We start from the raw sequence: 11,285 nt of genomic DNA on the forward strand, positions 1-11,285 counted from the left end.
GTAAACAACATCAGCCATGTTTAGGAATTATCTCAAAATTGCCTGGCGCAACCTGCGCAATCATAAGTTCCATTCATTCCTGAATATTTTTGGACTTTCGCTGGGTATTGCCTGCTTCCTGCTGATCATGCTTTATGTGAACGACGAGTTCAGCTATGACCGGTTCAACGACAAGGCGGACAGGATATACCGTGTCAATACCGACGTGAAGTTTGGCGGTATTGAGCAGCTGATGGCAATAGCGCCGGACCCACTGGGCCCTACCCTGAAAAATGACTATCCCCAGATAGAAGAATATGTGAGGTTCTATGCGAAGGATGAGTCCCGGCTGGTCCGCAAAGGCAGTGAGCTGATCGATGAGCACAGGATCGTTCATGCCGACTCCACGCTTTTTAACGTGTTTACATTGCCGGTTGTAGCCGGAAACAGCCTTACAGCACTCAATGCAGCGGGTAATGTGGTGATCACCGCTTCGATGGCGAAAAAATATTTCGGCTCTATCAACTGCGTCGGGGAGGTGCTGGAAGCCAACAGGAAGCACTACAGGGTTACCGCCGTCATCAGGGACATTCCCGACAACGCGCATTTCAATTTTGATTTTATATTTCCCATGTCCGACCTGGACTATGAATGGGGGAATTTTCTCAGTGCAAATTTCCAGACCTACGTTGTGCTGAAAAAGGGAGTGGATTACCGGCAGTTTAACAAAAACCTGCGGCAGGTGGTGGACAAATATATCTTTCCCCAGGCGAAAGAGATTATGCAGATCAGCAGCGCAGACCAGCTGAATGGCGGCGAAAACAAATTTGCGTTTACCCTTTTCCCGCTTACGGATATCCACTTGCGCTCCGACCGCCAGGGTGAGATAGGGGCTAACGGGAATGTTCAGTTCGTATACATTTTTCTGGCGATCGCTGTTTTCATCCTGATGATCGCCTGTATCAACTTTATGAATCTGTCTACCGCCCGTTCTGCCGCCCGGGTAAAAGAAGTCGGTATCCGTAAGGTGCTGGGGACAGACCGCCAATCGCTGATATACCAGTTCCTGATGGAATCAACTGTTACATCGGTCATCTCTTTATTGTTTGCACTGGTTTTGGTGATTTCCCTGCTACCGGTCTTTAATCAGCTGGCCTCCAAAAAACTTTCGGTGTTCAATATGCTGGATGTGAAACTGCTGTTGACCATTCTCGTACTGCCGTTCCTGATAGGACTGGGCGCCGGTTGTTACCCCGCCTTTTTTATGTCCCGTTTTCAACCGATAAAAGTGCTGAAAGGCATGACCGGCACGTTGCGGAAGAGCAATTTTCGCAATATGCTCGTCATCTTTCAGTTCGCTACATCGGCTATCCTCATTATCTGTACGATCGTGGTATTTCGCCAGCTGAACTTCATTCAGTCAAAAGATGTAGGATTCGACAAGCAGCAGGTGCTCATTATTAACGGTGCTGCTGCATTGAAGGGGAAGGAAGAGCTTTTTAAGCAGGAGGTGCTTGGTATCAATAGCGTGAAAGCGGGCACTGTTACCGGATATCTGCCGGTATCGGGTGCGCTCCGGAAGGGCTGGACCTATTGGAAAAATGCCACGATGGACCTGGACAACAGCATCAGTGTGGAAAGCTGGGAGGTGGACGTGGATTATATCAAAACGATGGACATGAAGATGGCAAAAGGACGCGACTTTTCGAAGAGCTTTATGTCTGATTCCGGCGCTGTGATCATCAACGAATCCATGGCCCGGTCGCTGGGATATGCAGATCCTGTAGGGCAAAAAATCTATACCGGCACGGCGCCTGATGTAACGGTGCTGACGATCATCGGCGTCGTCAAAAATTTTAATTATGAATCTCTTCGTAAAAATATAGGGCCGCTTTGCCTTACCCTGGGGAGGAGCAACGAACTGGTTTCTTTCCGGCTGAATACCGCGCAGGTAGGACAGGCGGTCCGGCAAATCGAAAGCAAATGGCGGGAAAATATAGGCGATGCCCGGTTTAACTACCGTTTTCTGGATGAAGACTTTAACCGCATGTATTTTGCCGAACGCAGAATAGGAAAGATCGCGGTGATTTTTGCCGGACTGGCGGTGCTCATCGCCTGTCTTGGATTGTTTGGCCTGGCCACTTACATGGCGGAGCAGCGGACCAAGGAAATCAGCGTCCGGAAAGTGCTGGGCGCTTCTGTGGGGCGGATTATTTTCCTGTTGTCGATAGATTTCTTAAAGCTGGTAATGGTGGCGGTAATATTGGCGGCTCCTGTTTCCTATTATTTTATGAACAAGTGGCTCGGGAATTTTGCTTTCAGAAGCAGTTTCCCGTGGTGGGTGTTCCTTGTCGCAGCTGTTATGTGCCTGGTGATCGCCTTTGTTACCATTAGTTATCAAACCATCAGAGTTGCCCGGTTAAACCCCGTAAAGAGCCTGAGAGCACAGTAATTGACCCCAAAAAACTGATCATAGTGACACAAAAGCTTCAGAAATCAAATGTTGAAGAAATATTTGAATTAAATATGCTTCAACAGGGAATGTTGCATCACTACCTGGCAGCGCCTGACAGCAACCTGTATGCGGTGTTATTATCGCTGCATATCGATGGCGGGTTGGACGTATCCGTATTTGAAAAAGCACTGAAACTGGTACAGGCGAATAACGAAGTCCTACGCGCCGTGTTTCGCTGGAACGGGTTGGAAAAACCAGTGCAGGTTGTGCTGAAAGAAATTCCGCTGCCTTTTTCCTACAGCGTGCTGCCCGAAGGGGCAATGATTGCGCCGGTCCTGGAGGAAGAACGCTGCCGTACATTTGATTTAGGCACCCTGCCTGTGAGGATGTCCCTGGTCCGCCTGTCGGAGGCTTCCTATCTGTTGAACATTGCGCATCATCATATTCTTTATGACGGGTGGAGCACCGGTTTGTTTCTTAAAGAATTATTCAGCAGCTATTATCAGCTGATGGCTGGCAAGGCGCCGGTTTTCACCGGGAAGGCAACTTATAAGGCTGTCTGGCAGGCTACCCGTAGAAAAGACCCGGCGTCGCCGTCTTTTTGGCTGAATTACCTCAAGGGTTATACGAACACGCCTTATTTTTTTAGCAGCGAAGCGACAACAAATGCGCCGGCTGCTTTAGGGAAACATGCGGTCACCGTTGCTTTACAGCCGCTGGACATATTTTCCCGGGAGCATCACGTGAGCAAGGCTGCGGTACTGTATACGGCTTATGGCCTGTTGTTGCAGCAGTACAGCGGCAGTTCCGATGTGGTCTTTGGAACGCCTTTTTCCGGCAGGGAATCGGCCGTCCCCGGGATCGACGGGGTGATGGGGAATTTTGTGAATACTGTCCCGCTGAGATTGGTTACTACGCCGGGGCAGTCTTTACGGCAGCTGGTGAAATCGGTCAATAACATGTTGTCCGACATCGGACGGCATGTGGGCACTGCCTACGCGGAGATACGGCAGCTGTTGGACCTGAAACCTGCGGACCGCTTATTTGATTCACTGGCGGCCATAGAGAACTATCCGCTGGACGAAGCGCTGATGGAGCATGACGCGGGGTTGCAGGTGAGGCTGCACGCTGTTTATGAACAAACAGACATTCCCCTGGTGGTCACGTTCCTGCTGAGAAAAGACATCACCATTGAACTGGCATACGATCCGGGCATCATCGGAGGAGATTATGTGAAGCTGTTTGCCCGGCATCTGGTACAACTGATCGACCAGATTTGTCGTTGCCCGGAGATGATGACGGAGACGTTGTCATTGCTCCGGGAAGCGGAGCAACAACTCATACTGCATACATTCAACGATACCCGGACGGCTTATCCCGCTGATAAAACGGTACATGCCCTTTTTAGCGAACAGGCCTCGCTGACGCCTCATATTACCGCCCTTACAGAAGGCAACAGGAGCCTGACATACCAGGAGCTTGATATACTGTCAGGCGGCGTAACGGCCTGGTTGCGGCAGCAGCAGGTCAGAGAAGGGGAGCCGGTGGCCATCGTGGCAGACCGCTCCGTGGACGCGATCGTGGCCATGCTGGGCATTCTGAAGGCGGGCGCTGTTTTTCTGCCACTAGACCCCGCATTCCCCGAAGAACGAATGAATGGCATGCTGGCATCGGCAAAGGTGCGGGTGGCGTTGACGCAGGCAGCTTATGCCCATGTGCTGCCACAGGATATGCTGCAAACTGACATCTCACTGGCAGCCAATCATGCTCCGGAAGTAACCGGTACCACTGTATCGGCCACAGCGCCTGCTTATGTGATGTACACTTCCGGTTCTACCGGGCATCCAAAGGGCGTGGTGGTAAGCCACCGGAACATCGTGCGGCTGATAAAAGGAAACAACGCGCTGCCGCTGCATAACGGCGTTCGGATATTACAGACCGGAGCGCCCGCTTTTGATGCCATTACTTTTGAGATATGGGGCGCGTTGCTGAACGGGGGCCATCTGTTTATTATACCCGCAGAAGCCATATTGGATAACGCTTCGCTGGGAGAAGCACTGACTGCCTATGACATCAACATGATATGGATGACGTCTGCCCTGCTAAATCAGCATGTACAGTCAGACGTACAGATATTCGCGCCGCTGAAATACCTGATAACAGGCGGCGATGCGCTGAAGACGCCGTATATCGATCAGGTCCGTCAGGCACATCCGGGACTACAGCTGATCAATGGTTATGGCCCCACGGAAAATACCACCTTCTCCACCACTTTTCCTGTAACAGGGCAGGGCTACCGGGAGCATATCCCTATCGGCCGCCCCGTCAGTAACTCTACAGCCTATGTGTTCAGCTCCACAGGAGCATTGCAACCGGTGGGCGTTCCGGGAGAATTATATGTTGGCGGCGATGGCGTGGCCACCGGTTATCTGAATGATGAACAGCTTACTGCCGCGAAGTTTATCAGCAATCCCTACGTACCGGGAGAGCGACTCTACAGGACCGGGGACCTGTGCCGCTGGCTCCCGGATGGCAACCTGATGTTCCTCGGCAGGATCGATAACCAGGTGAAAATCCGGGGAAACCGCGTCGAACCAGGGGAAGTGGAACATGTAATGCAACAGTATCCCGGAATTAAAGAAACAACGGTGATCGTATGTGACGACGGTGATGTTAAATACCTCGCGGCTTATTACGTTGCCGGGGAGGAAATAGCAACCGCTTTGCTGCATAGGCACCTGTCCGGAAAGCTGCCGGAATACATGCTGCCTGCGGCCTATGTGCATATGCCGAAACTGCCGCTAAATGCGAATGGAAAAATAGACCGGAAGGCTTTGCCACCGGCGCAGCCGTTCACCGGCAAAACTTACACAGCACCATCGGACCCGGTGGAGGAAAAGGTCCGGGAGATCTGGGGCGCCCTCCTGAAAAGGGAGCAGGCAGGTATCAGCGTTACGGACAGTTTCTTTGAACTGGGCGGGCATTCACTCCATGCCACAACGCTGACGCACAGGTTGTTCAAAACATTCGGCGTAAAGGTGACGATAAAGGACATCTTCCGGAATCCCACCATTGAAGGAATGTCTGACTTAATCCGTAAAACGCAACAAACAAATTATACGGCTATTGAAAAGGCGGAAGACAGACCCTGTTATCCGCTTTCCGCTGCGCAACGACGGCTGTTCTTCCTGTATGAGTTCGACAGGACTTCTCTTGCGTACAATATGTTCCAGGCATTCCGTGTGGAAGGGATGCTGGATACGGACCGTCTAAGAAATGCTTTTGGCGGACTGTTACAACGGCATGAGAGTCTGCGCACGCTTTTCACGATAGCCGATGGCGTGCCCGTGCAAAAGATCATGCCGGTAGCCGATTTTGACCTGATTGTTTATCATCCGGAAGACGACATCCGGGAAGTGATACCTGCTTTCAGGAAACCTTTTGTACTGGAAGACGCTCCGCTGATAAGAGTGGGAGTGATGTCCCCCGGCAGGGATACCCATTTTTTGTTGGTGGACATGCATCATATTATCAATGATGGCGTGTCCGTGGGGGTATTGGTCCATGACCTGTTCCGGCTATACAATAACGAAGTGCTGCCACCGCTGAAGTTGCAATACCGGGATTATGCCGTGTGGCAACAGTCGTCCGCGCAGATGGCCCTGGCAGCAGAACAGCGTGATTTTTGGCTGAAGGAGTACGAAACGTTGCCCGCGCCGTTGGCGCTGCCGGCAGATTTCCCGCGTCCCAGGATAAGGGGGCAGGAAGGGATGATCGAAACGTTTTGGATAGACGAAGAGGTCACCGGTCAACTTAAACATCTTGCGGAAAAGGAGGAGGCAACTTTGTTCATGGTGCTTTTTGCTGTATGTGGCGTATGGCTTGGCAGGCTTTCCGGTCAGGAAGACCTGGTAGTGGGTACGCCGGTCTCCGGCAGGGAACATGCTGACCTGGAAGGGATGATCGGGATGTTTGTGAATACCCTGCCAGTAAGGTGCCAGCCGGAGGGCGATCTTACATTCGCCGGATTCCTTGCTGCCGTTAAACAAAAAATGCTGTCCTGCTTTGAACACCAGCGGTTCCAGTATGAAGAACTGATAGAACAGCTGCGCATAGAGCGGGATACCAGCCGTAATCCCCTGTTTGATGTGCTGTTTTCTTTTGAAAACTTTGAAGATACAACGCTCGCCTTGCCGGGCCTCTCCCTCACCCCGCTGGAACAGGAACAGGTAGTAGCTAAATTTGATATAACCCTGTCTGTCAGGGAGAAGGGAGGGGGACTATCGTTTTCGCTGGAATACAATCGCGATTTGTTTACCTCCGGCACCATCAGGCGATTTGCAGACTACTTTAAAAATGTAATATCGGAAGTAATCGTTTCGCCGGACAGCCGCTTGTCCACTATTGACATGCTTTCATGGGAACAATGGAAACGGCTGGTTGACGGGTTCAATTATACCACGGTACCTTATCCGCGTGACAGCACGCTCAGTGAACTGTTTAAAAAGCAGGTGCGCCTGACACCGGGCAATATTGCGCTGACAGCAGAAGGTACGGATCTCACTTATGAAGCGTTGGACAGCAGGGCTGCCGGAGTTGCCCGGGTTTTAACCAACCGTGGTTTGCTGCCGGAAGAGAGCGTGGGAGTAGTGGGGACAAAATCGATTCACACCATAGTAGCTATTCTGGGTATTTTGAAAGCAGGGGGAGCTTACCTGATGCTGGACCCGGATTTTCCCGCGGACCGTATCAGGGATATGCTTACAGGGGGCAGTGCGCGGATAGTATTGACAGACGACCCTGCGGGGTTTCCGTTGAAAGAAGGGATTATTGTGCTGGATGTGAAACAGCTACCCCTTGTTGCTGGTGACACGGCATTGGCGCCGGCAGGTGTAACCGCGGAAAGTATTGCCTGCGTGTTGTACACTTCCGGGTCTACCGGTAAGCCTAAGGGAGTAGCGATCAGCCACCGGAATATCATACGCATGGTGAAGAACGCAGCGGAGCTGCCGTTTAGCGACACTTTGCGATTGGCTCACATCGCGGCGCCAACCTTTGATTTAATCAATTTAGAGATATGGGGAGCACTACTCAATGGCGGCAGGCTTTATCCCGTCGCCAAAGAAGTGGTGCTGGACAACAGCTTGTTTGAACAGGTGCTGCATCGTGAGCAGATCGACTTTATGTGGATGACCTCTTCTCTCTTTAACCAGCATATGCAGGTGAATCCCGGGCTCTTTTCACGGTTGAAGTTCCTGGCTGTTGGTGGAGATGTGGTGAGTCCGCATTCCGTAAATGAAGTGAGGCGGTTGTATCCGGCATTGAAAGTGTTGAACGGATACGGGCCTACGGAAAACGGTATCTTTTCTACCACCTTTCTGATAGAGGAGGATTACCGCTACACGGTGCCTATCGGCAGGCCGGTGAACAATTCCACCGTTTATATACTGAGTCGTTACAGACGCCTGCAGGGCATTGGTATACCGGGAGAAATCTATGTGGGCGGCGATGGGGTGGCCATCGGTTATCTGAATGACGAAGAACTGACCCGGGAGAAATTTACAGAACATCCATTCATCCCTGGCCAACGGCTTTATAAAACGGGCGACCTGGGGTATTGGCAGGCAGATGGCACTATCATATTCATGGGGCGTGCGGATACGCAGGTGAAGATCCGCGGCAACAGGATTGAGCTGGGAGAGATTGAAGCGGTGCTGCAACAATACGAAGGTATAACGAATGCCATCGTACAATGCCGTGAACAGAACGGTAACAAGTACCTGGTTGCCTACTACCTCGCCGGCAAAGAACAGGACATCGCGTTGTTACAGTCCTTTTTGGCTGAAAGACTGCCGGACTATATGGTGCCTGCCGCGTTCGTGCACCTGGAACAGGTGCCGTTATTGCCCAGTGGCAAAGCCGATTTACGCGCGCTACCGGAACCGGTGCTCAGCCAAAACACTTATCAGGCGGCTGTTACCAAAGAAGAAAAACTGCTGGCCGATATCTGGGTGAAAGTATTGGGCATACCGCAGGTGGGAATAACGGATAACTTTTTCTCCCTGGGTGGCGATTCCATTAAATCCATCCAGATCATTTCACGGGTACGTGTGGCAGGATATGAGCTGTCGGCAAAAGACATTTTTTCCAATCAGACCATTGCCGGATTGGCCAGATGCCTGAAGGTGCTGCGGGCACAACCCCGGCAGGACATCGTAAAAGGCGAGGCGGCACTGACGCCGGTACAACGCTTTTTCTTTGACGGGCCGGCAGCAGGGGATGCGCATTTCAACCAGTCCGTGATGCTGCACTTCCCCCAGGGCATTACCGCCGGCGAGGTACAACAGATTTTTGGTTACCTGCAACAGCATCATGATGCGCTGCGCATCGTGATAAAAGAAACCGCCGAAGGCTTGCGGCTGGACACTAAGCCGGAGCAGCCTGTATCGCTGACGGTATATGATGCATATAACGAGGCCGCCTGTACTGCTTTGCAGGGAAGCATGGACCTCGCTGCGGGCCCGTTGATGAAACTGGGGCTGTTCCGGGAAAAGGATGGCAGCCACCTGCTGATCGTGGTCCATCATCTCGTGACCGATGGTGTTTCCTGGCGTATCCTGCTGGAAGACATGGCCACGTTGTACGGCCAGTTACAACAAAAACAAACATTATCGCTGCCCGGCAAAACCACTCCTTTTCTTTCATGGTCCGCCCACCTGCATCACTACATGGAGAGCGCCTCATTCCGCAGCGGGCGCGCCTACTGGCAGGCGCAGGAAAAAAGAGGGCTTCAGGGCTTCATTCCCCGCGACATGCCGGAGGGCAGCAACCGCGGAGAGGAAATGCGGACCGTACGTTTCACGCTGGACAGTATGCGTACGCACGAGTTATTGCGACAGGCGCCGGACACTTTCCGTACATCAGTGGAAGAGGTGTTGCTGGCGGCTTTTGTTGCCGCTGTGGCGCAGCAATACGGACAGCAACAGGTGTGTGTGGACCTGGAAGGCCATGGCCGGGAAGAAATATTGCCCGGCGTGGACATAAGCCGGACAGTCGGCTGGTTTACGAGCATTTACCCGGTGATGCTGGAGCTAAAAGGAACAACGTGGAGCGATCGGCTGCGTCATGTAAAAGAGACGCTGCGTACCATTCCCAATAAAGGGATCGACTACCTGCTCTGCCGGTATTACGATAACAGCCTGGCCGATGCTGAAGCTTCCCGTATCAGCTTCAATTATCTCGGACAATTTAACAGCGAATATCAGCGCTCTGCGCTGTCAGGAGGTCATAACGCCAACCCGCACGCTACACGGACATATGATTGGGATGTTATAGGGATCATTGCAGGCGACGCCCTGGAGATGAGTATATCCTACAGCATTTCCCGTTATCGCGAAGAAACGATGGTAGCGCTGCTGCAACATTATGAATCCTGCCTTTTGTCATTGATCAGTTACTGCCTCGACAAAGCGCATACGGCGCTCAGCCCATCCGATGTTACCGGTAAAGGGATCTCTATGGAAACGCTGGATGCGCTGCAATCGCAATACCGCATACAGGACGTATACCCCTTGTCGCCCATGCAGGAGGGGATGTTGTTCCATACTTTGTATGACAATCATGCGGACCATTATTTCGAACAGATCAGCTATATACTGCATGGCCGCCCGGACATACAGGCGGTGGAGCAAACACTGAACGCGCTGATAGCCCGCTACGATATCCTGCGGACAGTATTCCTGTATGAAGGTTATGACCGCGCTCTACAGGTGGTGCTGAAAGAGCGGGCGGCGGATTTTACTTTCCTGGATTTGCAGGAAGCATGTGCAGCGGAAGGAGAAGCTATAGTGGTAGCCCGTTACCGGGAGCAGGATAAGCAGCGCCAGTTCGTACTGGACCGTGATACGCTGCTCCGCTTAACCGTAGTGCAGGTAGCGCCGGAAAAGTATCGGTTCATCTGGAGTTTCCACCACATCCTGATGGACGGTTGGTGCATGGGATTGCTGATCCATGATTTCAACGAGCTGTACGAAGCGGCGGCGCAGGGCCGCAGCCCGCAGCTGGAAGCGGTGCGCCCTTATGCCAACTATATCAGCTGGCTGGAACAGCGCGATCCTGCGGAAGGTCTGGCTTACTGGGAAAAGTACCTGGAGGGATACGACCGGCCGGCCGGCCTTCCCCAGCAGAGCAGTGTGCCGGAAGGGGCAGCCTTCAGACCTTCATCCCGCTTGTTGGAACTATCACCGCAACAGGCCTCGCAGCTGAATGCGGTGTCCGTAAAATACGGCGTCAGCGTGTATACGGTATTCCAGTGTATCTGGGGCCTGCTGCTGCAACGCTATAACGACTGTGACGATGTGGTGTTTGGCTCGGTAGTGTCCGGCCGTCCGGTGGAAGTGGAAGGCGTGGAATCCATGCTGGGGCTTTTCATCAATACGGTGCCGGTGCGTGTCCGTTCCGCGGACAATGAGCGCGTGGGGGATCTGTTGCGGCGTATCCAGCAGGAACTACTGGACAGTGAAGCCTACCACTACAACATGCTGCCGGACATCCAGAGCCGCAGCGGGGCAGGCCGGCAGCTGCTGGACCATATCCTGATTTATGAGAACTATCCCTTGTCCGATGAGCTGGGCGGCCAGATCAGCGACATGGATGTTTTTGAACAAACGAACTATGACCTGTCGATAGTGATCGTACCGGGCAGCCCGTTCACCGTACGTTTTGACTACAACCGTGAGCGGTACAGCGACCGGCATATCAGCCAGGTGATGTCTCATCTGGACCACCTGGTGACCGTGGTGGCCGGCGGTCCGGACATGCTGGTCAGTGATGTGTCGCTGCTGTGCGTGGA

At 52.6% G+C, this 11,285-nt stretch carries 2 protein-coding genes; both read left to right on the top strand.

Going from position 1 to position 11,285, the window contains the following annotated elements; genetic code table 11:
- Nucleotides 1-16: 16 nt before the first annotated feature.
- Complete coding sequence (locus tag B5D63_RS09575; RefSeq protein ID WP_078668472.1) at nucleotides 17-2,431, top strand: ABC transporter permease; 2,415 nt, start codon at nucleotides 17-19, stop codon at nucleotides 2,429-2,431.
- A gap of 74 nt (nucleotides 2,432-2,505) precedes the next feature.
- On the top strand, nucleotides 2,506-11,285 hold an 8,780-nt coding region (locus B5D63_RS09580; protein WP_143312832.1), incomplete at its 3' end, for a non-ribosomal peptide synthetase.

The sequence above is a fragment of the Chitinophaga eiseniae genome (assembly GCF_900167135.1).
Lineage (GTDB): Bacteria > Bacteroidota > Bacteroidia > Chitinophagales > Chitinophagaceae > Chitinophaga > Chitinophaga eiseniae.